15 protein-coding genes are annotated in these 23,364 nt (G+C 66.5%); 2 read left to right on the top strand and 13 right to left on the bottom strand.

The genetic code is table 11. The annotated features are described in order from the left end of the window. Both RS899_RS11075 and RS899_RS11070 read right to left on the bottom strand, forming a co-directional pair. Complete coding sequence (locus RS899_RS11075; RefSeq protein ID WP_054910237.1) at positions 1 to 3,474, bottom strand: response regulator; 3,474 nt, start codon at positions 3,472 to 3,474, stop codon at positions 1 to 3. Between the two features lie 190 nt (positions 3,475 to 3,664). Continuing rightward, entirely contained in the window at positions 3,665 to 3,829 is a 165-nt protein-coding gene (locus tag RS899_RS11070; protein WP_175405565.1) for a hypothetical protein, read from the bottom strand. Here RS899_RS11070 and RS899_RS11065 point away from each other — a divergent pair. Then, entirely contained in the window at positions 3,828 to 6,278 is a 2,451-nt protein-coding gene (locus RS899_RS11065; protein WP_054910238.1) for an ATP-binding protein, read from the top strand. The genes RS899_RS11070 and RS899_RS11065 overlap by 2 nt on opposite strands. Before the next feature lie 15 nt (positions 6,279 to 6,293). Here the strand turns inward: RS899_RS11065 and RS899_RS11060 are convergent, their stop codons facing one another. The 8 genes from RS899_RS11060 to pqqA form a co-directional block, all read right to left on the bottom strand. After that, the gene (locus RS899_RS11060; protein ID WP_054910239.1) at positions 6,294 to 7,988 is read right to left on the bottom strand and encodes a PAS domain-containing hybrid sensor histidine kinase/response regulator; all 1,695 of its coding nucleotides are present in this window, start codon (positions 7,986 to 7,988) and stop codon (positions 6,294 to 6,296) included. Continuing rightward, positions 7,972 to 9,135 carry an alcohol dehydrogenase-like regulatory protein ErcA gene (ercA, locus tag RS899_RS11055; protein ID WP_054910240.1) on the bottom strand — a complete coding sequence of 388 codons (1,164 nt, stop codon included), beginning with the start codon at positions 9,133 to 9,135 and terminating at the stop codon, positions 7,972 to 7,974. The genes RS899_RS11060 and ercA overlap by 17 nt, the downstream gene beginning before the upstream one ends. Positions 9,136 to 9,220: 85 nt before the next feature. Further along, positions 9,221 to 11,014 carry a S9 family peptidase gene (locus tag RS899_RS11050; protein WP_315809921.1) on the bottom strand — a complete coding sequence of 598 codons (1,794 nt, stop codon included), beginning with the start codon at positions 11,012 to 11,014 and terminating at the stop codon, positions 9,221 to 9,223. Positions 11,015 to 11,016: 2 nt separating this feature from the next. Continuing rightward, complete coding sequence (pqqE, locus tag RS899_RS11045) at positions 11,017 to 12,165, bottom strand: pyrroloquinoline quinone biosynthesis protein PqqE (protein WP_054910242.1); 1,149 nt, start codon at positions 12,163 to 12,165, stop codon at positions 11,017 to 11,019. Next, positions 12,137 to 12,415, bottom strand: coding sequence for a pyrroloquinoline quinone biosynthesis peptide chaperone PqqD (gene pqqD, locus RS899_RS11040; protein ID WP_017518379.1), 279 nt, complete (start codon positions 12,413 to 12,415; stop codon positions 12,137 to 12,139). Before pqqD ends, pqqE begins: the two co-directional genes overlap by 29 nt. After that, the gene (gene pqqC / locus RS899_RS11035) at positions 12,415 to 13,164 is read right to left on the bottom strand and encodes a pyrroloquinoline-quinone synthase PqqC (protein ID WP_315809920.1); all 750 of its coding nucleotides are present in this window, start codon (positions 13,162 to 13,164) and stop codon (positions 12,415 to 12,417) included. The genes pqqD and pqqC overlap by 1 nt, the downstream gene beginning before the upstream one ends. A 25-nt stretch (positions 13,165 to 13,189) precedes the next feature. Continuing rightward, positions 13,190 to 14,104 (bottom strand): pyrroloquinoline quinone biosynthesis protein PqqB, encoded by a 915-nt coding sequence (pqqB, locus tag RS899_RS11030; protein WP_315809919.1) that lies wholly within the window; start codon positions 14,102 to 14,104, stop codon positions 13,190 to 13,192. Between the two features lie 47 nt (positions 14,105 to 14,151). After that, positions 14,152 to 14,223, bottom strand: coding sequence for a pyrroloquinoline quinone precursor peptide PqqA (gene pqqA / locus RS899_RS11025; RefSeq protein WP_003106462.1), 72 nt, complete (start codon positions 14,221 to 14,223; stop codon positions 14,152 to 14,154). A gap of 402 nt (positions 14,224 to 14,625) precedes the next feature. Here pqqA and RS899_RS11020 point away from each other — a divergent pair, with 402 nt between their 5' ends. Beyond that, positions 14,626 to 16,554 carry a sigma-54-dependent Fis family transcriptional regulator gene (locus tag RS899_RS11020; protein ID WP_315809918.1) on the top strand — a complete coding sequence of 643 codons (1,929 nt, stop codon included), beginning with the start codon at positions 14,626 to 14,628 and terminating at the stop codon, positions 16,552 to 16,554. 365 nt (positions 16,555 to 16,919) lie between these two features. Here the strand turns inward: RS899_RS11020 and aldA are convergent, their stop codons facing one another. The 3 genes from aldA to exaC form a co-directional block, all read right to left on the bottom strand. After that, complete coding sequence (gene aldA / locus RS899_RS11015) at positions 16,920 to 18,356, bottom strand: aldehyde dehydrogenase (RefSeq protein WP_315809917.1); 1,437 nt, start codon at positions 18,354 to 18,356, stop codon at positions 16,920 to 16,922. Positions 18,357 to 18,393: 37 nt separating this feature from the next. Continuing rightward, a complete protein-coding gene (locus RS899_RS11010) occupies positions 18,394 to 20,577 on the bottom strand; it encodes a PQQ-dependent dehydrogenase, methanol/ethanol family (RefSeq protein ID WP_315809916.1) in 2,184 nt (727 codons plus the stop codon). Positions 20,578 to 21,133: 556 nt separating this feature from the next. After that, positions 21,134 to 22,654 carry an acetaldehyde dehydrogenase ExaC gene (gene exaC / locus RS899_RS11005; protein WP_054910248.1) on the bottom strand — a complete coding sequence of 507 codons (1,521 nt, stop codon included), beginning with the start codon at positions 22,652 to 22,654 and terminating at the stop codon, positions 21,134 to 21,136. Positions 22,655 to 23,364: the final 710 nt, after the last annotated feature.

The raw sequence follows: 23,364 nt of genomic DNA, 5'->3' as shown, positions 1-23,364 counted from the left end.
TCAGATGCGCTCCAGCTTGGGTAGCCATACACGGATCAGGGAGAACAGGCGGTCAAGGTCGATGGGCTTGGCCAGGTAGTCGTTGGCGCCGGCGCGCAGGCACAGCTCGTGGTCGTCCTTCATCGCCTTGGCGGTCACGGCGAGGATCGGCAGCTTCTTCCAGCGCGGGTCCTGGCGGATCAGGCGCGTCGCCTCGTAGCCGTCCATCTCCGGCATCATCACGTCCATCAGCACCAGGTCGATATCGCCGGCCTCGCCGAGCTTCTCGATGGCCTCGCGGCCGTTGCGCGCCACTTCCACGCGGGCGCCCTTGTGCTCCAGGGCACTGGTGAGGGCGAAGATATTGCGCACGTCGTCGTCCACCAGCAGGATGCGCCGCTCTTCGAAGGCCCGGTCGCGGTTACGCGAGGTGCGCAGCATGCGCTGGCGCTCGCTGGAGAGTTGCGACTCGACCTTGTGCAGGAACAGCGTCACCTCATCCAGCAGGCGCTCCGGCGAACGCGCGCCCTTGATGATGATCGAGCGCGAGTACTTGAGCAGCTCGGCCTCCTCGTCGCGGGTCAGGTTGCGTCCGGTGTAGACGATCACCGGCGGGAAGGAACAGATGTCCTCCTCGCCCATGCGCCGCAGCAGTTCATTGCCCTGCATGTCCGGCAGCTTCAGGTCGATGATCATGCAGTCGTAGATGTTCTTGCGCAGCAGCTCCAGGGCCTGCTCGCCCTGCTCCACCGCGGTGATCTCGATGTCGTCGTCGCCGATCAGCCGCGAGACGCTGTCGCGCTGCAGCGGGTCGTCTTCCACCAGCAGGATGCGCTTGACCTCTTGGGTCAGCTTGGCCTCCAGCTTGCCGAACACCTCGCGCAGCTGCTCGCGGGTGGTGGGCTTGAGGGCATAACCGATGGCGCCCAGGTGCAGGGCCGCTTCGCTGCGGTCTTCCACCGAGACGACGTGCACCGGCACATGGCGGGTACGCGGGTTGGCCTTCAGGCGTTGCAGTACGGCGAGGCCGGATTCGTCGGGCAGGTGCATGTCCAGCAGGATGGCGTCGGGAGCGTGCTCGTCGGCCAGCCGCAGGCCTTCCTCGGCGCCCATGGCCACCAGGCAGCGGTAGCCCAGCTCGCGGGCCAGGTCATAGAGAATGCGGGCGAACTTCGGTTCGTCCTCCACTACCAGCACGCAGCGCTGGCCGACATTGACCTGCTCGCGATCGTCGGCGAAGGCTGCCGCAGCAGGCGCACGCACCACCGGAGGGGCAACGGCAACCGCCTTCGCCACGATCGGCACGGGGGCGCTGGCGGCTTCCTCTTCAGCCGGCGCCTGGTAGTTCAGCGGCAACAGCAGGCTGAAGACGCTGCCCTTGCCCGGCTCGCTGCTGACGATGATGCTGCCGCCCAGCAGGTGCGCCAGGTCGCGGGAGATCGACAGCCCCAGGCCGGTGCCGCCGTAGCGGCGGTTGGTGGCGCCGTCGGCCTGCTGGAAGGCTTCGAAGATGCGCGCGAGCTGGTCCTCGGCGATGCCGATGCCGCTGTCACGCACATCGAAACGCAGCCCCTCGGGCGCTGCACTCACGCGCAGGGAAACTTCGCCGGCGTCGGTGAACTTGAAGGCGTTGGAGAGCAGGTTCTTGAGGATCTGCTCGACCCGCTGGCGGTCGCTGAACAACTGGGTCGGCGCGTCCTGGGCGACTTCGGCGACGAAGCGCAGGCCCTTGTCGTCGGCCTGCGGGCGGAACATGGTCTCCACCGCTTCCACCAGGCGGCGCACGCTGGCGTTCTCCGGGCGCACCTCCAGCTTGCCGGCCTCGACCTTGGAGATGTCGAGGATGTCGTTGATCAGATTGAGCAGGTCGTTGCCGGCGCCGTAGATCGACTCGGCGAACTTCACCTGCTCGTCGTCCAGGTTGCCCTGCTCGTTGTCCGCCAGCAGGCGCGCAAGGATCAGCGAGCTGTTGAGCGGCGTACGCAGTTCGTGGGACATGTTGGCCAGGAACTCGGACTTGTAGCGGCTGGCACGCTGCAGCTCGTCCGCACGGCCCTGCAGGTCCAGGCGTGCCTGGTTCAGCTCGGTGTTCTTGCCGTCGAGGTCGTCGCGCTGGGCGGCCAGTTCCTGGGTCTGCTCGGCCAGTCGCTCGTTGGTCTGCTCCAGCTCGGCCTGCTGGGCTTCGAGGTGCGCCTGGGACTCCTTGAGCACCCGCGACTGCTCTTCCAGCTCCTCGTTGGCGGTCTTGAGTTCCTCCTGCTGCACCTGCAGTTCTTCATTGAGCTGCTGGGTCTCCGCCAGCAGGTCCTGCAGGCGCTGGCGGTGCAGGGCTGCGGCCACGGCACTGCCGAGCGTTTCCGCGACACCCTGGAGGAACGCCTGCTCGCGCTCGCTCAGCGTACGCAGGAAGCCCAGCTCCAGGACGCCCACCACGCCACCCTCGTTGAGCAGCGGCAGCAGGGCGACGCTGACCGGCGAGCCATTGCCCAGCGCCGAGTTGACCTTCAGGTAATCCGCCGGCAGGCCCTCCATCACGCGCAGCTTGCGCTGCCGGGCAGCCTGGGCGATCAGGCTCTGGTCGGCGGCGAAATATTGCGTGCCGTCTTCCGCGTGGGCAAAACCGTAGGTGGCACCGCGCAACAGGCCACCATGGTCGTCGCGCACATACAACGCACCGATGGGCGAGCCGACGAAGTCACCGAGGAATTCCATCAGGCTGCGCCCCAGCGAAGGCAGGGATTGCTGCCCGATCAACTGGTCGCCCAGTCGGCTCTGGCCGTCGCGCAGCCATGCCTGCTGCTGCAGCTGTTCATTGTGCAGCATCTGGCGGCGCAGGGATTCGGAATAGGATTCGGACAGGCTGACCAGCTGCCGGCGTCCGAAATAGGCCAGCAAGGTGCCGACCACGATGCTGAACAGCAGGTAGAGAATCACCACGCCGGTGGACAGGCTGGAGGCGAACTGGTTGCGGTCGTGGCGCAACTGCTGCTCGGTATTGATCAGCGAGCCGTACTGCGCGCGAATGGCATCCATCATGCTCTTGCCGCGCCCGGCCTTGATCGCGTCGGCAGTGTCCAGGCCCTGGCGGCGCTGCTCGATCATCTGCTGGGCGAAGGTCATCCACTCGTCCTGCATCGAGGTCAGGCGCGAAACCCGGTCCACTTGCGGCGGGTTGTCGGCGACCAGCTCCGAGAGGCTCTTCAGCCCGGCATTGATGCGTGGCCGTGCCTGTTCCAGCGGCTCGAGGAAGCGCGGATCACCGGTAATCAGGAAACCGCGCAGGCCGCTCTCCTGGTCGACGCTCAGCCGCTGCATCTCGTTGGCGCTGGAAATCACCCGGTCGGTGTGTTCGACCCAGCCCAGCACATTGAGCATGTAGAGGATCAGCCCGATGAACAGCACCGCGCCCAACAGGCAGATGCCCAGCGGCAGCGCCATGTTGCGCGCCAGGATGCGGCGGAAGGCGCTTTCGTCGGCGATGGCTTTCTGGTTCATCGATGGATTCCCTGATGGCGGACCTTCCCTGGAAGCGATCGGCCGGTGTGGCGGCGTCGACGACATGAACCAGGTAAGTGTTTGAAGTTATTGTAAGAATGCTCTTAAAACAGCAGAAATAATAACCTGAAGCGTTGTAGGCTACACACCGGCTGGCCAATTGACAGCCGATCCCGCGCGCGCGTTCGAATTATTTGCCGTCGCCGGGGAGAAAAGTGGAATCTTCTGTCAAAGGGCCTTTCCAACGTCCGACAAGGAACAGAAGATCAATCGGCCGCAGGGTTTGCTCGATGCCAAGCTCCCAGGGGAATCCCCCCATTTCGCCAGGCAGTTTCCTCAACAGCAGTAGCGCCATGGCACCGCTGATCCGTCAGCATGACTGGGCATCCTCCCCGCTCGGCCCCATGGACCAGTGGCCGGCCATCCTCAAGGGTATCCTCGAAGTCGGCCTCAATTCGCGCCTGCCGGTATGCATCTACTGGGGCCCGGAATTCATTCTGCTGTACAACGATGCCTGGAGTGCGATACCCGGCGACAAGCATCCCGGCTGCCTGGGCCAGCCGGCGCGCGTGGCCTGGTCGGATATCTGGTCGATCCTCGACCCCATGTACAACGGCATCCTGCAGACCGGCGTGGCCGCCCACGAGGAAGATCGCCTGCTGCCCATGGTGCGTTTCGGCTATGTCGAGGAAGCCTACTTCACCTACAACGTCAGCCCGATCTTCGGCCAGGATGGCAAGCCCATAGGGCTGTTCAATACCGCCGTAGAAACCACCGGCAATGTCATCCAGCAACGCCGCCAGCGCCTGCTCACGCGCCTCGCCGAGCGCCTGGGGCAGGCCGACGACAGCGAGCAGATCTGCGCCCAGGCCTTCACCCTGCTTGCCGAAGCCAGCCATGACGTGCCGTTCTGCCTGCTCTACCGCGCCGGCACCCTGCTCGGCGCCTGCGGCACCGACACCAACGACCGCTTCGCGCCCGCGCAACTGACGCTCGAAGACGACCCGCTGCACCTGTTCAACGGCTTGAAGGAGGCTCACCAGTCGCCCCTGGGCAGCCAGCACGTGCGTGCCTTCGCGCCCTGGCCGGAGGTACTCGACAGCACCTACGCCACCCCGCTGAACGGTCACGGCGACAGCCTCGCGGTCTTCGGCATCAGCCCGCGCCGGCGCCTGGACGAAAGCTATGCGACCTTCTTCAACGAGCTGGCCGGCCTGCTCGGCCACGCCCTGGCCGCGGCCACCCAGCGCACGGAAGAACGCCGGCTGAAGGAAGCGGTGCAGGAAGAAGCCCGCCAGCGCACCCTGGAGCGTGATCGCGTCTGGACGGTGAGCCAGGACCTGCTCTGCGTGCTCGATCACCAGGGTCACCTGCGCAACGTCAACCCGGCCTGGAGCAGCCTGCTGGGCTGGAGCGAGGAGCAGCTCATCGGGCGTAACAGCGAAGAGCTGGTGCATCCGGACGACCTCACGCCCAGCATCGACATCCGCGCCACGCTGGCCCGTGGCGAGCGCCTGCAACACTTCGAGAACCGCATGCGCCATGCCGATGGCAGCTACCGCTGGATTTCCTGGCACGCCACCGAGGAAAACGGCGTGATCTACGGCTGCGGCCGCGACATCACCGAGCACAAGCGCGGCGTCGAGCTGCTGGAGCAGGCGCAGGCCGCGCTGCACAATGCCCAGCGCATGGAGGCTGTCGGCCAGTTGACCGGCGGTATCGCCCACGACTTCAACAACCTGCTGGCCAGCATCCGCTTCAGCCTCGACCTGATCACCCGGCGTGCGCCGGCCAATGCACAGCCGGAACTGGGCCATATCCTCCATGCCGCCACCCAGGCTACCGAGCGCGCCGCCGAGCTGACCCACAACCTGCTCGCCTTCGCCCGTCGCCAGGCCCTGGCCATGCATCCGGTGGACCTCGGCCAGCAATTGCGCGACTGGCAGGGCGAGCTGCTTGAACGCGCCGGCCCGGACGTCACCCTGACGCTCGTCCTGGCTGACGAACAAAGCGTGCTGACCGACAGCGACCAACTGCACAAGGCGATGCTTCACCTGGTAGAAAACGCCCGCGACGCCATGCCCGGCGGCGGCAGTCTGGAGATCACCCTGCAGCGGCAGGAGATCGCCGTCGGCGACCATGACGTGCCGGCCGGCGACTACCTGGGGCTGACCCTGCAGGACAGTGGCCAGGGCATGAGCGAGTCGACCCTGGCGCACGTCTTCGACCCCTTCTTCACCACCAAGGGCATCGGCCCCAACAGCGGGTTGGGCCTGTCGATGGTCTATGGCTTCATCAAACAGTCCGGCGGTCATATCCGCCTGCGCAGCGAGCCTGGCCAGGGCACCTGCGTCACTCTTTACTTCCCGAGAGGCAGTTCCGTGGTCAATATCCCCGACGTTCCCGTCATCCCCACCGAGTCGACCAGCCAGCAACTCTGCGTGCTGGTGGTTGAGGACAACGATCTGGTGCGCATGCTCACCGTGGAAGTGCTGGAGGAGATCGGCTACCAGGTCCTGCAAGCCGAAGACGCCGAACAGGCGCTGCCGATCCTGCAGGGCGACAGCGCCATCGACCTCCTGCTCACGGACGTCGGCCTGCCGGGCATGAACGGCGAGGAACTGGCCGCCGCCGCGCGGGAAGCGCGGCCGGAGCTGCCGATCCTGTTCGCCACCGGCTTCGCGGAGATCGTCCAGATCGATGGCAGCGAGCTGGCCACGCGCATGTCGATGATCGCCAAGCCCTTCTCCATCGACGCCCTGCGCGACAAGGTCAACGGCATGCTCGGACGCAAGGACGGCTGACCGACACCGCTGCCGTCAGTGGCTCAGCAGAAGGCTCAAGGCGGCGCGCAACTTGCCTGGCTTCACCGGCTTGTTCAGCAGCGGCATCCCCAGCCTCTGCAGTGCCCGGCGGCAATCGTCGCTGCGGTCAGCGGTGATCATCACCGCCGGCAGCTCGCGGCGAAAATGCTCGCGTAGCCCGCGCACCGCCTCGCAGCCGGTGCGGCCATGGTCCAGGTGGTAATCGGCCAGGATCACCTCCGGCGCCTTGCCATCCAGCGCCTTCAGCGCTTCCTCGTAGTTCGTCGCCACCAGCACCTCGCAGCCCCACTGCCCGAGCAGCGCGGCCATGCTGAGGAGGATCGCCTCTTCGTTGTCGATCACCAGCAGGCGGCGGCCCGGCAGCGGATCGCCAGTGACCGGGCGCGGGCCGTTCTCGACCGGCCCGGCTTGCGGCAGATCGCGTACCAGCGGCACCTCGATGGCGAACACCGAACCACGCCCCGGCACCGAGCGCACCTGCACGCGGCAACCGAGGATACCGGCGATGCGGTCGACGATCGCCAGCCCCAGCCCGACACCTCGGCGCTCCGCTGCACGGCCGGCATCCAGCTGGTTGAATTCGAGAAAGATGGCTTGCAGCTGGTCTGCCGGAATCCCACGCCCGGTGTCCCAGACCTCCATGCGCACGTTATCGCCGCGTCGGCGTGCCGCCAGCATCACGCTGCCGCGCTCGGTGTAGCGGCAGGCATTGCTGAGGAAATTGCGCAGGATGCGTGACAGCAGGCGGTGATCGGTGCGTACCGCCAGCGCCGGTATCCGTGAGCGCAGACGCAACCCCGCCGCGCGCGCCACTTCGTCGAACTCCGAGACCAGCGGGCCGAGCAGCTCATCCAGCGGATGGACATCCAGGTCCGGGCGGATCGCACTCTGGTCCAGGCGGGCGATATCCAGCAGGTCGGTGAGCAGGTCCTCGGCGCCTTCCAGCGCCTGGTGCGTACGCTCGACCAGCACCTGCTCGGAACCCGGCAACTTGCGTTCGCGCAGGGTGGAAACCAGCAGGCGCGCGGCGTTCAGCGGTTGCAGCAGGTCGTGGCTGGCGGCAGCGAGGTACTTGTCCTTGCTGTTGTTGGCGGCCTCGGCAGCATCGCGGGCCTCGCGCAGTTGCTGGTTCAGGCCCTCCAGCTCGCGGGTGCGCGCGGCGACGCGCTGTTCCAGTTCCTCGTTGAGGCTCTGCAGGCGCTGCTGGGCCAGCACGCGCTCGGTGATGTCGGCGACGAAGCCTTCCACCAGCCCCTCTTCATCGGGCTTGATCAGCAGGTTCATCAGCACGATGACGTGGCTGCCATCGCGGCGACGCAGGCGTGTCTCATAGCCGAACAGGCCACCGCGCTCGCGCAATAGCGCCAGGATGCGGCGCATCTCCGCTTCGCCCTCGACGAACAGCTGGCTGGCCATATCGGCGAGGCTCCACAGCACCTGCTGCGGGTCGTCGTAGCCGAGCATCCGCGCCAGCGCCGGGTTGGCGGCGCGCAGGCCCTGGCTCAGGCTGGCCTGGAAGATGCCGTGGACGGCGTGCTCGAACAGCCATTTATAGCGGTTGCGCTCGGTTTCCAGCTCGTCCAGGCGCGCCACCAGTTCCGGGTAATGGCTCTTGCGCGCGGAATGGCTGCCCAGCCCGAGCAGCCCGGCCAGGGCTTGTTGCTGCTGCTCGTCAGAGGGCCTCGCCATACACCACCTCGACATCGCGCAGGCTGGATTCGCGAGGGTTGGTAAGGATGCACGGGTCCTGCATGGCGTGGCGCGAGAGGAACGGAATGTCCGAGCTGCCAACGCCGTGCAGGCCGAGGCTCTCGTGGAAGCCCACGGCGTTCTTCAGGGCGATCAGGTGTTCCACCAGGCGCTGGCGGATCTGCGCGTGGGTCATGCCCCGGCAGTCGATGCCGAAGGTCTCGGCGATCACTTTGAATCGCTCGGGCGCGGCGCTGTAGTTGAAGGCCACCACGTGCTCCACCAGCACGGCATTGCACAGCCCGTGCGGCAGGTCGAGGTAGCCGCCGAGGCTGTGGGACATGGCGTGCACCGCGCCGAGGATCGCGTTGGAGAACGCCAGCCCGGCTTGCATGCTGCCCAGCATGATCTTCTCGCGCAGGGCGATGTCCGCCGGGTTGGCGATCATCTGCACCAGATTGCCGTTGATCAGCCGCATCGCCTCCAGCGCGTGGGGGTCGGTGAGGGGGCCGTGGCCGGTGGAGACGAAGGCCTCGATGGCATGTACCAGGGCGTCGATGCCGGTGCACGCGGAGAGGAACGGGTCCATGGTCAGGGTGGTTTCCGGGTCGATCAGCGACACATCGGGCACCACGGCCTTGCTGACGATGGAGAACTTCATCCGCTCGTCCTGGTTGGAAATGATCACGAACTGCGAGACGTCCGCCGAAGTACCGGCGGTGGTCGGGATCAGGATCAGCGGCGGGCTGGGCACACGCAGGGTGTCCACGCCCTCGAACTCGAGGATATTGCGGCCGTGGGCGGCGACGATGCCGATGCCCTTGGCGCAGTCCATCGGGCTGCCACCGCCGACCGCGACTATCACGTTGCAGCCTTCGCTGCGGTAGACCTCGGCGCCGCGCATCACTTCGTCGACACGCGGATTGGGCGACACCTCGGTGTAGCGGCAGAAGGGAATATCCTGGGCGGCCAGGCTGGCCTCGATATCGGCGACCCAACCGGCGGCGACCACCCCAGGGTCCGACACCAGCAGTACCTTGCGCGCACCGAAGGTTTTCACGTAGTTGGCGACATTGTGCCGGCATCCGGCACCAAAAATGATCTCAGGCGAGACGAATTTACGCAATTGGCTGAGCTCGTGAGGCATCGGGGGCTCTGTCGTTATTGTTATGGGATATTTCCGGCAGCCTACTGTATCCGTCAGGTATTGCAATGCGACCTTGGCAGACGGTTCAGACCTCCAGCAGCGCCTGGTAGAAACGCCACTCCGCCTCCAGCGCATGGGCAAGATTGGCGGCCTGGCGGAAGCCATGGCGCTCCCCGGCATAGCGATGCACTTCCACCGGCACGCCGCGCCGACGAAGGGATTCGACCATCGCGTCGGTCTGCGCCGGTACCACCACCGCGTCCAGTTCGCCCTGGAAGAAGATCACCGGCACCTTGATCTGCCCGGCCAGCAGCACCGGGGTTCGCTCGCGGTAACGCCCGGCGTCCTGCTGCGGATCGCCGATCAGCCAGTCCAGGTAGTCCGCCTCGAACTTGTGGGTCACCCGCGCCAGTGCCTGCGGATCGCTGACGCCATACAGACTGGCGCCCCCGCGCAGACCGTCCAGCCGCGCCAACGCCATCAGTGCGCTATAGCCGCCGGCACTGGCGCCACGCACGAAGACACGCTGGCGATCGATGCGCCCGGCGTTGCCGAGGCAATCCAATGCTGCGCCGATGTCTTCCACTTCCACCTGGCCCCAGCCCAGGTGCAGGCGCTCGCGATAGGCGCGGCCGTAGCCGCTGCTGCCACGGTAATTGAGATCCGCCACGGCAAAGCCGCGGCGGGTCCAGAACTGGATGCGCCCGTCGAACACCGGGTAACAGGCGGAGGTCGGCCCGCCGTGGAGGAATACCACCAGCGGCGGCGCCGGTCGGTTGCCGTGCGCTGGATAGAAGAACCCGTGCCCGCATTCGTCTTCGCCCACCGGGTAATGGAAGGCCTCGCCGCGGGACAGTTCGGCTTCCGGCAGCGGCCGTTCGCCACCGGCGAGTACCTGGGTGGAGCCGTCCACCCGGCGGATCGCCAGCAGCGTCGGCAAGCGATCCGGCGCAGCGGCGATGCAATAGAAGTGGCGCTCATCCGCCGCCAGCGAGCGGAAGCGGCTGTACTCCGGCGCCAACCGGCGCTCGTCGCCACGTCCGTCATACAGCACCAGCACCCCGCGCCCCTCTTCGTAACGGGTCGCCAGCAGGTTGCCGCGCGGCAGCGGCAGGTAGGTGTGCCCGCCCAGTTGCCAGGGAGCGCTGGCGTGATCGGCGACGGCGCACGGCAAGGCACCCAGGACCTCGTGGTACGGCTGCCAGTAGCCGGCGCAGTCGCTCAGCCAGTGCAGGCGCCCATCCTCGGCAAAGCGCGGCTGCTGGATGGACTCGTGGCGGGCCTGCCCGGCCAGGCAGCGCTCTTCGCCGGCGAAGGATTCGCACAGGCGGGTGCGCGTCCAGGGCTGGTGCGGGCGATCCCACTCCACCCAGGCGATACGCTCACCATTGCGCTCCGCCACGGGCGATGCGTAGAAGTCCGCGCCGGAGGCAATCACCCGGCGCCGGCCATCGGCGTCGAGACGAACGATACGATGGCTCACCCCGCCGCTGCCGTTCTCCTCTTCCACCGCCAGGAGTGCATTCCATGCCGGAACGAAATGGAGGTCGCCGTAGCGGCAATCGTCGCGGTGGGTAATCGGCCTTGGCGTGCCGCCCAGGCGCAACCAGTACACCTGCTGGTCGCCCTCTTCCACCCAGGCCACGCCGTCGGCAGTTGGGCAGCAGGAGCCGCCGCCGTACTCGTAGACGCGACTGCGTACCGAAGCGCCCGGTGGCGTCAGTTCGCGGCTCTGTCCTTCGCGGCGCAGGAACAGTCGGCAGCGCGCACTGACAGGGTCGAACGCGGCCCACAGCAATCCGCCGTGGGCCACGTGCAGCTCGGCAAAGTCCCCCGCGGCGGCTACCGCGCGCTCGGCGCTCCAGTCGCTGTCGTGCATCCTCAGGCCTTGCAGATCAGCTGCGAGGCCCGCTCGTTGCGCAGGGTCAGCGCGCTGAGTGGCATGGCGGCGGTTTCCGCCTCGCGGCGGGCATCGAGGATGATCCCGTGGTGGGCCGACTTGGCGCACACCGGATCGGTGGCTTCGGCATCGCCGGTCAGCATGAACGCCTGGCAGCGGCAGCCGCCGAAGTCGCGTTCCTTCTCGTCGCAGGAACGGCACGGCTCGGGCATCCACGCATCACCGCGGAAACGGTTGAAGCCGAAGGATTCGTACCAGATGTGCTGCAGGCTGTGCTCGCGCACGTTGGGGAACTTCACCGGCAGTTGTCGTGCGCTGTGGCACGGCAGCGCGGTGCCGTCCGGGGTGACATCGAGGAACACGCTGCCCCAGCCGCCCATGCAGGCCTTGGGGCGCTCCTCGTAGTAGTCCGGCACCACGAAAATCAGCTTGCACGGATTGCCGGCGGCGGCCAGGCGTTCGCGGTATTCGGCAGTGATACGTTCGGCCCGTTGCAGCTGTTCGCGGGTCGGCAGCAGGCCGGCGCGGTTCAGCTCGGCCCAGCCGTAGAACTGGCAGGTGGCGAGCTCGACGAAGTCTGCCTCCAGCTCGATGCACAGCTCGATGATGCGGTCGATGCTGTCGATGTTGTGCCGGTGGGTGACGAAGTTCAGCACCATCGGGTAGCCGTGGGCCTTTACCGCGCGGGCCATGGCGAGCTTCTGGGCGAACGCCTTGCGCGAGCCGGCGAGCAGGTTGTTAACCTCCTCGTCGGCAGCCTGGAAGCTGATCTGGATATGGTCGAGCCCGGCGTCGGCGAACTCCTTCAGGCGCTTCTCGTTGAGGCCGATGCCGGAGGTGATCAGGTTGGTGTAGAAACCCAGCCCACGCGCGGCGGCGATCAGCTCGGCGAGGTCCTGGCGCACCAGCGGCTCACCGCCGGAAAAGCCCAGCTGCGCCGCGCCCATCTCGCGGGCCTGGCGGAATACCTCGATCCATTGTTCGGTGGAAAGCTCCTCGCCGCCCCTGGCGAAGTCCAGCGGGTTGGAACAGTACGGGCACTGCAGGGGGCAGCGGTAGGTCAGCTCGGCCAGCAGCCAGAGCGGTGGCCCTACCGGCGCCTCAGCGCAGCTCGATCCAGAATTGCGCATGGGCCACCTCGAGGAATGCCAGGATGTCTTCGTCGATGCCCGGCACGCCGGGGAAATCGGCACGCAGGCCATCGATGATGCCGGCGACGTCGGCTTGCCCGTCGACGCGACCGAGAATCGCCCCGGCGCTGTCGTTGAGCTTCACCATCCCTTCAGGATAGAGCAGCACGTGGCAGCCCTGGGCCGGTTCGAATTGCAGGCGGAACCCCCGGCGCAGCGCCGGTACGCTGTCCAGCGAAGGCAGACTCATCACAGCAACCCCCTGTGCCATACGCGCTCGCTCGTTACCGTGTGGTACGGCGGGCGCTGCAGTTCATAGGCCATGCTCATGGCGTCGAGCATGCTCCAGAGCACATCGAGCTTGAATTGCAGGATCTCCAGCATGCGCTCCTGGGCCTCGCGGGTGCGGTAGTGCTCCAGGGTGATGCGCAGGCCGTGCTCGACGTCGCGGCGCGCCTGCGACAGGCGCTTGCGGAAGTAGTCATAGCCGCTGGCGTCGATCCACGGGTAGTGCTGCGGCCAGCTGTCCAGGCGCGACTGGTGGATCTGCGGGGCGAACAGTTCGGTCAGCGAGCTGCTGGCCGCTTCCTGCCAGCTGGCGCGGCGGGCGAAGTTGACGTAGGCGTCCACGGCAAAGCGCACGCCGGGCAGCACCAGCTCCTGGGACAGCACCTGCTCGCGGTCCAACCCCACGGATTCAGCCAGGCGCAACCAGGCCTCGATGCCGCCCTCCTCACCGGGAGCCCCGTCGTGATCGAGGATGCGCTGCAGCCATTCGCGGCGCACCTCGCGATCGGGACAGTTGGCGAGGATCGCCGCGTCCTTCAGCGGGATGTTCAGCTGGTAGTAGAAGCGGTTGGCCACCCAGCCCTGGATCTGCTCACGGGTGGCACGACCTTCGTACATGGCCACGTGGTAGGGGTGGAAGATGTGGTAGCAGGCGCCCCTGGCGCGCAGGGCCTGCTCGAATTCGGCGGGGCTCATGGCTTCGCGGGTCATCGCGAGGCTCCTTCTGAAAGGGCCGTCACAGGAAGATACCCATGCCGTCGAACGCCACCTCGATGCCGCGCGCGTCGAGTTCGGCGCGTTCGGGCGAGGCGATGTCGAGGATGGGATTGGTGTTGTTGATATGGATGAGCACCTTGCGCGGCCCGTCGATCCCGTCGAGCACCTCGATCATGCCGCCGGGGCCGCTCTGGGCCAGGTGGCCCATCTCGCTGCCGAGCTTGTCGCCCACCTCGCAGACACGCATCTCGTCGTCGCGCCAGAGCGTGCCGTCCACCAGCAGGCAGTCGGCGCGGCGCATCCAGGCCAGCAGGCCGTCGTCCACCTGCCCCAGGCCCGGCGCATAGAACAGCTTGCCGCCGGTAGCGGTGTCTTCGACGAACAGGCCGATGTTGTCGCCCGGATGCGGATTGCCCCGGTGCGGTGAGTACGGCGGTGCACTGCTGCGCAGGGCGATGGCGGTGATGCGCAGGCCCGGGCAGGCCGGGATGACGAAGGGCTCGGCGTCCAGCTTGATGAGGTTGTGCTTCAGCCCGCCGTTCCAGTGCGACAGCATGGGGAACAGCGGAAATCCGGTGGACAGGTCCTGGTGGACCATCTGGGTGCACCACACCTCGTGCGGGCAACCTTCGCGCAGGCTGAGCAGGCCGGTGGTGTGGTCGATCTGGCTATCCAGCAGGACGATGGCGGCAATCGCCGAATCGCGCAGACGCCGCGCCGGCTGCAGGGCCGGGAAGGACGCCAGCTGGGCGCGGATGTCGGGGGATGCGTTGCAGAGAATCCAGTTCTCGCCGTCGTCGGACAGCGCGATGGAGGATTGGGTGCGTGGCTGCGCAATCACGCTGCCGTCGCGTACGCCGCGACAGTTGCGGCAATTGCAGTTCCACTGGGGAAAGCCGCCGCCGGCGGCCGACCCGAGAATTCGGATGTGCATGACAGTGCCCCGTGGGCAGGGGCCCCGGCGGACCGGGGCCGAGTGGATCAGCGGTTGGCGAAGTACAGGGTCACTTCGAAGCCAAGGCGCAGGTCGGTGAAGCTAGGCTTGGTCCACATGGGTCTGTCCTCTTTTTGTTAGGCATGATGCCGGCAAAACCGGCAGGTCGAGTTAAACACCAGGGGGGAAGGCTCCGAATGATACTTTCGAAGGAGATTCCCCCCTGATTTGGTAGCGGGCCGGCGACAGCTGTCGCGCCCCGCCGCTACAACTGTCCCATCGCTGCGACAGCCATTGCCCGGTTGCGCCCGCGCCCTTGGGCGGCGGGCGGTCTGGCGCGGGGCTCGGCGCTCCGCGCGGTGTGATTCGGCACAGGCCTTGCTCGGGCTCTCGTCGCCCGTGACCGACCGGTCTAGACTGTCCAATCCCAAGAGCCTCAGTCCTAGGATCGGTCCCACACGAAGCCGATCCCCTACAAAAACAATGCGCCGCAGTCCGACTGACGGCCGCCGGGAGTGACCATGCACCCGCAATCCCTGGAAAACTGCCCGAACGACCTTGCCGCCTTCATCGCCGATCACTTCGGCGAACGTGACATCCAGCCCGAGGGCGCCATCGCGCGCTCCTGGTACCGCAGCGTGATGGAGCACCATCTCGACCCCCGCGCACGGGCGGAAAAACACATCCTCACCGCCGGGGAAATCCGCGAGCACCAGAGCCTGCACCAGGACTACCTGGCCATCGCCAGCCAGGGCGTCACCGGCCTCGCCCGGCGCGTGCTGCCGGCTGGCTTCGCGGTGCTGCTCAGCGACGAAAACGGCATCACCCTCGACGCGCGCCTGCCCAGCGAGCGCGACCGCTACACCCAGGCCGGGCTGATCGTCGGTGCGCGCTGGGACGAATCCATCGCCGGCACCAACGGCATCGGCACCGCCCTGGCCGCCGGCGAAGCGCTGACCATCCACCGCCAGGAGCACTTCCTGGTGAGCAACTTCCGCCTGAGCTGCTCGGTGGCGCCGATCTTCGATGCCCAGCACCAGCTGCGCGGCTGCCTGAACGCCACCTGCCTGTACAACGACGGGCCCAAGGACGCGCAGTACCTGACACTGCAATTGGTGATCCTGTATGCCCGGCTGATCGAGAACGCCAGCTTCCGCCAGCGCTACCGCGACCGCCTGACGCTGTCGGTGAAGGCCCGCGACGAGGTGTCGGACCTGGCCAACGAACAGCTCATCGCCCTCGACGAACAGGGCCGGGTGATCGGCGCCAACCACGCCGCCTTCACCGCCAGCCGGGGCGAGCTGCTGGGCAGCCGCATCGAGCAGTTGCTGGAGGCGGACGTCGATCAGTTGCTGGACCTGAGCAAGGGCGGCGCGCGCGGTATCCGCCTGCGCACCCTGGCCGACCATGCGCTGGTGGACGTCGGCCTGCGCACGCCGGCCAGCCCGCCACGCCGCAGTACGCCCCTGCGCAACGGCTCGAACAGCCCGGAACATCCCGATCTCACCCGGCTCGCCGGCACCGACCCGCGCCTGCATGACGGCGTGCGCAAGCTGCGCAGGGTGCTCGACAAGGGCATTTCCATCCTGGTGACCGGCGAGACCGGCACCGGCAAGGAAGCCTTCGCCCGCGCCATCCACCAGGCCAGCGCGCGGCATGCCGGGCCCTTCGTCGCGCTGAACTGCGCGGCAATCCCGGAAAGCCTGATCGAGAGCGAACTCTTCGGCTACCGCGGCGGCAGCTTCACCGGCGCCAGCAAGAAAGGCATGAAGGGCAAGCTGGAGCTGGCCAATGGCGGCACCCTGTTCCTCGACGAGATCGGCGACATGCCGGCGCACCTGCAGACGCGCCTGCTGCGCGTGCTGGCCGAGCGGGAAATCCTCCCGCTGGGCGCTGAAGCGCCGGTGGCGCTGGACGTGCAAGTGGTTTCGGCCACCCACCAGAACCTGGCCGAGATGATCCGCACCAAGGGCTTCCGCGAAGACCTGTTCTACCGCCTCGCCGGCATGACCCTGCAGCTGCCGGCCCTGCGCGAACGCAGCGACCGCGAGGCGCTGATCGACAGCCTGCTGGCCAGCCTGGGCGGCAACCTGCGCCTGGACGCCGGCGTACGCGAACAGCTGCGCAGCCATCCCTGGCCGGGCAACATCCGCCAATTGCTGAACTGCCTGCGCTATGCCGCCGCCCTCGCCGAGGACGGCCGCATCGACCTGGACTGCCTGCCGATGGAATTGCATCAGGCGGCTCCCGCCGTCATGGCCATGCCGGAACCGCAGAATGGTGCCCTCGCCGCCCGCCTGGACGATGACGAAGCCCGCCACTTGCTGGCCGTGCTGCGCGAGCGGCAATGGAACATCAGTGCGGTAGCGGAACAGTTCGGCATTGCCCGGTCGACCCTGTATCGGAAGATGAAGAAGCACGGCATCGTGCAGCCCAATGCGCTGTATTGATCCTTTCCCTTTTCCCTGCGTCCGCTGATCAGCTGGCTAACCCGCTCTACGCAACGGCCACCTGCAGGCACAGGGAAAAAGGAGCGGACCGCACCTGGCAAGGACGGCCCGCCCAGTCGAAACGGTGATGCATGCATCCCGAGTACAGAAATTCCTTAGTTCTGAACATTCCGTGCGTTCCTTGACGCCCTCTCCCCAGCCCTCTCCCTGAAGGGAGAGGGAGTATTCGAGTGAAGCGTCCCCGCCGTGTTTTCCTGGCACGTTTGGATCAGGAATAAACCGTGGTTGCGCCCACGCCGATCCAGCCCCCTCTCCCGCTTGCGGGAGAGGGTTAGGGAGAGGGGCTCCTGGAAGCCCCCTGCCACTCACTCCTGCGCATACACCACATGGGTATGCGTGTACTCGTACAACCCATGCTTGCCGTCCGCGCCGCCGATGCCGGACTTGCGCGTGCCGGCATGGAAGCCCTGCATCGCCTCGAAGTTCTCGCGGTTGATGTAGGTCTCGCCGAAGTCCAGCTCGCGGCTGGCCTTGAGCGCGGCGCTGAGGTTGCGGGTGTAGATCGATGAGGTCAGGCCGTAGTCGCTGTCATTGGCCAGGGCGATGGCTTCGTCGAGGTCTTCCACCACCTGGATCGGCAGCACCGGGCCGAAGATCTCCTTGCGCATGATCTCCATGCCGGCCGAGCAGCCGGCCAGCACGGTGGGCTGGTAGTGGAAGCCCTGGCCGAGGTCGGCCACCGCGCCGCCGGTGATGACCTGGGCGCCCTGCCCGGTCGCCGTGCGGACCATCTGCGCGACCTTGTCCAGGCCGATGCGGTTGACCAACGGGCCCATGTCCAGGTCGGCCTGCACGTTCGGGTCGCCGAAACGGGTGGCGGCCATGGCAGCGGCGATCTTCTCGATGAACTGGTCAGCCACCTGGCGCTGCACGTAGACGCGCTCGGCGCAGTTGCACACCTGCCCGGTGTTGATCACCCGCGAGGCCTTGATGGCGTTCACCGCCAGGTCCAGGTCGGCATCGGCCAGGACGATGGCCGGCGCCTTGCCGCCCAGTTCAAGGTTCAGCTTGGTGATGTTCGGCGCGGCCGCGGCCATGATCCGCGAGCCGGTAGCGACGCTGCCGGTGAAGCTGATCAGGTCCACCCCGGCGTGGCTGGTCAGCGCGCTGCCGGCGCTGGCACCGGTGCCGCCGACGACGTTGAACACGCCGGTGGGCAGGTCGGTTTCCGCCACCAGGCGGGCGAACTCGAAGCAGTTGATCGGCGTTTCTTCACTGGGCTTGATGACGATGGTGTTGCCGGTCAGCAGCGCCGGCGCCATCTTCCGGGCGATGAGGAAGAACGGGAAGTTCCACGGCAGGATGCCGGCCACCACGCCCAACGGCTTGCGCAGCAGGAAGATGTGCTCGCCGGCGCGGTCGCTGGTCAGCACCTCGCCTTCCAGGCGGCGCGCCCACTCGGCCATGTAGTCGAGATAATCGGCGGTGAAGTTCACCTCCACTTCCGCCAGCGCCGGCACCTTGCCCTGCTCGGCGGTGATGATCCTGGCCAGGCGCGGTGCGTTGGCGCGGACCTTCTCGGCGATCCTGCGCAGGTAGCCGGCGCGCTCGATGGCCGGCTTGGCCGCCCAGCCCTTCTGCGCCGCGCGGGCGGCGCCGATGGCACTGTCCACCTGCGCCGCGCTGGCTTCCGGGATGCGCGCCAGCAGCTCGCCGTTGGCCGGGTTGTGCACTTCGATCAACGGCTCGCCGGCGACGAAGCGGTTGTCGATGTAGTGCTGGTAGGTCGTTACTTCGGTCATGAATCAGTCTCCTGCTGGGCTGTTTCTTGGGGAGCCATCACTTGGCAGCGGTCTTCTGCGCACCGGCCAGTTGTTCCTTGAGGTCGTAGGCGCGCTTGATCAGGTACTGGTGCACGGCCTCGGCCTGTTGCAGGTCGAGGTGGCCCTGGAACGAGGGCATGCCGTCGGGGATGCGTCCGCCGTAGATGATGCCGAGGAAGCGCTGGTGGTTTTCCGCGCTGAGGGTGCGCAGGTCGGGTACTACGCCGCCACTGATGGCGTTGATGCCGTGGCACTGGGAGCAACTGCCATTGAACAGCTCGCGGCCCTGGTCGATCTGCGCGGTGGTCCCGGTCAGCGCTGGCGGCTCGGGCTTGCGGTCGGCCCACTTGTAGTTGATGTCCGGCAGCTTGGCGGTACCGCCGAGCTTGTAGGTCAGCACCTGGGCGTTGGGCTTGACCCCGGCGCGCAGCGACAGGGCGCCGGCGAAGGTGGAGAAGGCGCCGCCCCAGCCGGCCATGAAGGTCACGTACTGCTCGCCGTCCACTTCATAGGTGATGGGTGCGGCCATCACGCCGGTGTTGGCCGGGGACTCCCAGAGCTTCTTGCCGGTCTCGGCGGCGTAGGCCACCACGCGGCCGTCGGCGGTGCCTTCGAACACCAGGTTGCCGGCGGTGCTCAGGGTGCCGCCGTTGAAGATGGTGCTGTAGGGCACTTCCCAGCGTTGTTCCTGCTTCACCGGGTCCCAGGCGATCAGCTTGCCGGTCCAGGTGTCGGCGATCTTGCGCAGGCCCTCCGGGTCTTCCGGCATCATCCCGGTGTTGACGTCGAGCTGGTAGATGCTCTTGAACTTGGAGCGCGGCGGCGCGCCGTCGACGTCCTGGTACATCGCCGACATGATGTGCGCCGGGATGTAGACCAGCCCGGTATTGGGGTTGTACGACATCGGTTGCCAGTCGTGGGCGCCCCAGAACGCCGGCTGGATCAGCCGCGCCTTCTTCTGCGGGTCCTTCCAGTAGTCGGACACCGCCTCGTTGCGGATCGGCCGGCCGGTCTTCAGGTCGACGCCCTTGGCCCAGTTGATCGGCACGATGTTGTTGGCCGAGAGCAGCTTGCCGGTCTCGCGGTCGATGACGTAGAAGAAGCCGTTCTTCGGCGCCTGCATCAGCACCTTGCGTTGCTTGCCGTCGATCTCCATGTCCACCAGCATGATGTGCGCGGTGGCAGTGAAGTCCCAGGCATCGCCAGGCGTGGTCTGGTAGTGCCAGACGTATTCGCCGTTATCGGGATTGATCGCGACGATGGACGAGAGGAACAGGTTGTCGCCCTTGCCTTCGCTGCGGATGCGCGGGTTCCACGAGGAGCCGTTGCCGACGCCGATGTACAGCAGGTTCAGCTCGGGGTCGTAGGACATGGAGTCCCACACGGTGCCGCCACCGCCCTGCTTGGCGTAGTTATCGCCGAACCAGGTCTTGGCAGCGATTTCCATGCCCTTGCCCTTGGGCATTTCCTTCGGGTCGCCGGGCACGGTGAAGAAGCGCCAGTCCTGCTTGCCGGTCTCGGCATCGTACGCGGTGATGTAGCCGCGCACGCCGAATTCGGCGCCGCCGTTGCCGATGATCACCTTGCCCTTCACGATGCGCGGCGCGCCGGTGATGGTGATGCTGCGCGAGGGGTCGGTGCGGGTATCGACGCTCCACACGCGCTTGCCGGTCTTGGCGTCGATGGCCTCCAGGCGGCCATCGAGCACGCCGACATAGACCTTGCCCTTCCACACCGCCACGCCACGGTTCACCGCGTCGCAGCAGGCTTCGCCAGCGCGGCTGCGGTCGGACTGCGGGTCGTACTTCCACAGCAACTCGCCGGTGCGGGCGTCCAGCGCGTAGACGATGGAGAACGGCCCGGTGGTGTACATCACGCCATCGACCACGATGGGCGTGGCTTCCACGCCGCGGTCGATGTCCAGCTTGTGACTCCAGGCCAGCCCCAGGCCACCGACGTTGCTCTGGTCGATCTGCTTGAGCGGGCTGTAGCGCTGCTCGTCGTAGGTGCGCCCGGTGGTCATCCAGTTGCCCGGTTCCTTGTCGGCAGCAGCGATGCGCTGGCCATCGACGTTGGCCGGCCCCTCGGCGGCTTGCAGGTTGGCGGACAGACCGCCCATCAGCAGCGAGGCGGTCAGCAGGGAATGACGCAGGGCGGGTTGCAGGCGAACGGAAGGCACAGACAGGCCAATCGATCTCATGGAGGTTCTCCGATTCTTGTTGGTGCCGCGGATCGTTCGCCGCGGCTTGCAAGGCTCAGAGCAACCGCTGTGCCAGGCTTTTCGAATTGGGCTGGAGGGCTTGCGGTTCGGGGCTTCTGGCGTTGTCTGCCGGATGCTGTACAGGTGTTGCGGGCGCTACAGGTGTTGCGCAGCACAGATGCAGATGTTGCGGAGACGGGACGCTGCGAAAGCCCTTGTAGGATGGGTATCGCTGCGCTCCACCCATCCTACGGAACCTGCATGTCCGGACATTTCGGCGCATGGGCGGGTTCGCGAGCAAGCTCGCTCCTACGCAAGCGCTGCGAACCGAACCTGTAGGAGCGAGCTTGCTCGCGAACGACGACTCATCGGGAAAAAGAAAACGCGGCCGGAGCCGCGTTCGACGAAGGCCGTCACCCGTGGAATGGGTACGGAAGCGGACGGCCGCCCGATCGGGCGTGTCGACACAAGAAATGCCTGGTGGAGTGCCAGGCGGAGTACAGCGGAAAGGTCCGGCGAACCTGATGGGGGAAGGTCCGCCGGGTTACTGCAAGCTTTAGAAGAAGCCCAGCGGATTGATGTCGTAGCTCACCAGCAGGTTCTTGGTCTGCTGGTAGTGGTCGAGCATCATCTTGTGGGTCTCGCGGCCGACGCCGGACTTCTTGTAGCCACCGAACGCGGCGTGGGCCGGGTACAGGTGGTAGCAGTTGGTCCACACGCGGCCAGACTGGATGCCCCGGCCCATGCGCCAGGCACGGTTGATGTCGCGGGTCCAGACGCCGGCGCCAAGGCCGAACTCGGTGTCGTTGGCAATCGCCAGGGCTTCGGCTTCGTCCTTGAAGGTGGTCACGCCCACCACCGGGCCGAAGATTTCTTCCTGGAACACGCGCATGCCGTTGTGCCCTTTGAGCAGGGTCGGCTGGATGTAGTAACCGCTGGCCAGGTCGCCTTCCAGGCGCTCGCTGGAGCCGCCGGTGAGCAATTCCGCGCCTTCGCTCTGGGCGATGTCGAGGTAGGAGAGGATCTTCTCGTACTGCTGCTGCGAGGCCTGGGCGCCGACCATGGTGTCGGTGTCCAGCGGGTTACCGCGCTTGATCGCCTTGATCTTCTTCATGACCTCGACCATGAACGGCTCGAAGATCGACTCCTGCACCAGCGCCCGCGACGGGCAGGTGCAGACTTCACCCTGGTTGAAGAAGGCCAGCACCAGGCCCTCGGCGGCTTTCTCGATGAACGCCGGCTCGGCGTTCATGATGTCCTCGAAGAAGATGTTCGGGCTCTTGCCGCCCAGTTCCACGGTGGACGGGATGATGTTCTCCGCCGCGCAGTGGAGGATGTGCGAGCCGACCGGGGTCGAGCCGGTGAAGGCGATCTTGGCGATGCGCTTGCTGGTGGCCAGCGCCTGGCCGGCTTCCTTGCCGAAGCCCTGGACGATGTTCAGCACACCCGGCGGCAGCAGGTCGCCGATGATCTCGGCCAGCAGCATGATCGACAGCGGGGTCTGCTCGGCCGGCTTGATCACCACGCAGTTGCCGGCGGCCAGGGCCGGGGCGAGCTTCCACGCGGCCATCAGCAGCGGGAAGTTCCACGGGATGATCTGCCCGACCACGCCCAGCGGTTCGTGGATGTGGTAGGCGACGGTGTTCTCGTTGATCTCGGCGGCGCCGCCTTCCTGGGCGCGGATGCAGCCGGCGTAGTAGCGGAAGTGGTCGGCGGCCAGCGGTACGTCAGCATTCAGGGTCTCGCGCACGGCCTTGCCGTTGTCCCAGGTTTCGGCGACGGCGAGTTGTTCCAGGTTCTGCTCGATGCGGTCGGCGATCTTCAGCAGGATCAGCGCGCGATCCTGCACCGACGTGCGGCCCCAGCTGCCGGCAGCGGCGTGGGCGGCGTCCAGCGCCTTGTCGATGTCTTCGGCGGTGGAGCGCGGGAACTCGGCGATGATTTCGCCGTTCACCGGCGAGGTGTTGCTGAAGTACTGGCCCAGCACCGGCGCGACGAACTCGCCGCCGATGTAGTTGCCGTAGCGCGGTTTGAGGGTGACGACGGCGCCTGGGGTTCCGGGTGGGGCGTAGATCATGGGGATGCTCTCCTGTCGGGTCCCGGCCTCCATCGGCCAGGTCATGGAGCGATCTTAGGCAGCGCCCTTCCCGGCCCGGAATGCACCCATGGGAGGGATGGGTTCCTCATTTGGTAGTAGATGCGGCGAGCGTCGCAGGTTGTAGGGCGCCTAACCCGGAACGGATTATCCGCCGACGCCACCACGGCGTATAACGCTGTCGCGTTATGCGCCCTACGGTGCCGGGTGGTTCGCGAGCACGCTCGCTCCTACAGGTGGCGGCGAGCATCTGATGTTGCTTATCAGCGCAAGGTCCGCCGCGAAGGATTTCGCGGACAAGGTCCGCTCCTACGGGAACTCCACAACACGGCTCTGGCCCTGGCTCTGGATTTTGAAGGTTTCCAGAGAGACTTTCGCACACGCCGAACGCCCCGTTCAGGAGGCCTCGTTGAAGCGGAGTTTCAGGGGTTGAGCGACATGGATGTCGCGAGAGCCGCGATGGGCCAGGGATGGCCCTTCGTGGGGGGACGCCTAGTTCGGGCCCCTGAAACTGCGCTTCGACGAGGGAATTTTTCGCCTAAGCGAAAAACCGGATGTCCGGGGCAAGACCTTTGCCTACTTTGGGCGGGGCGGCCATCCGTCGTTTGCCAAAGTAGGTCGCCCGAGGGGGCGAAACCCAATGCATCCGCGCACACAGATGCGGCGCAGAAACGCCCAAAGGCCATGCACGC

Source organism: Pseudomonas sp. C9-3 (assembly GCF_032392015.1).
Lineage (GTDB): Bacteria > Pseudomonadota > Gammaproteobacteria > Pseudomonadales > Pseudomonadaceae > Pseudomonas > Pseudomonas nitroreducens.
Note: the sequence above shows the minus strand (reverse complement) of the source record. Positions and strands in the feature narration are given on the sequence as shown.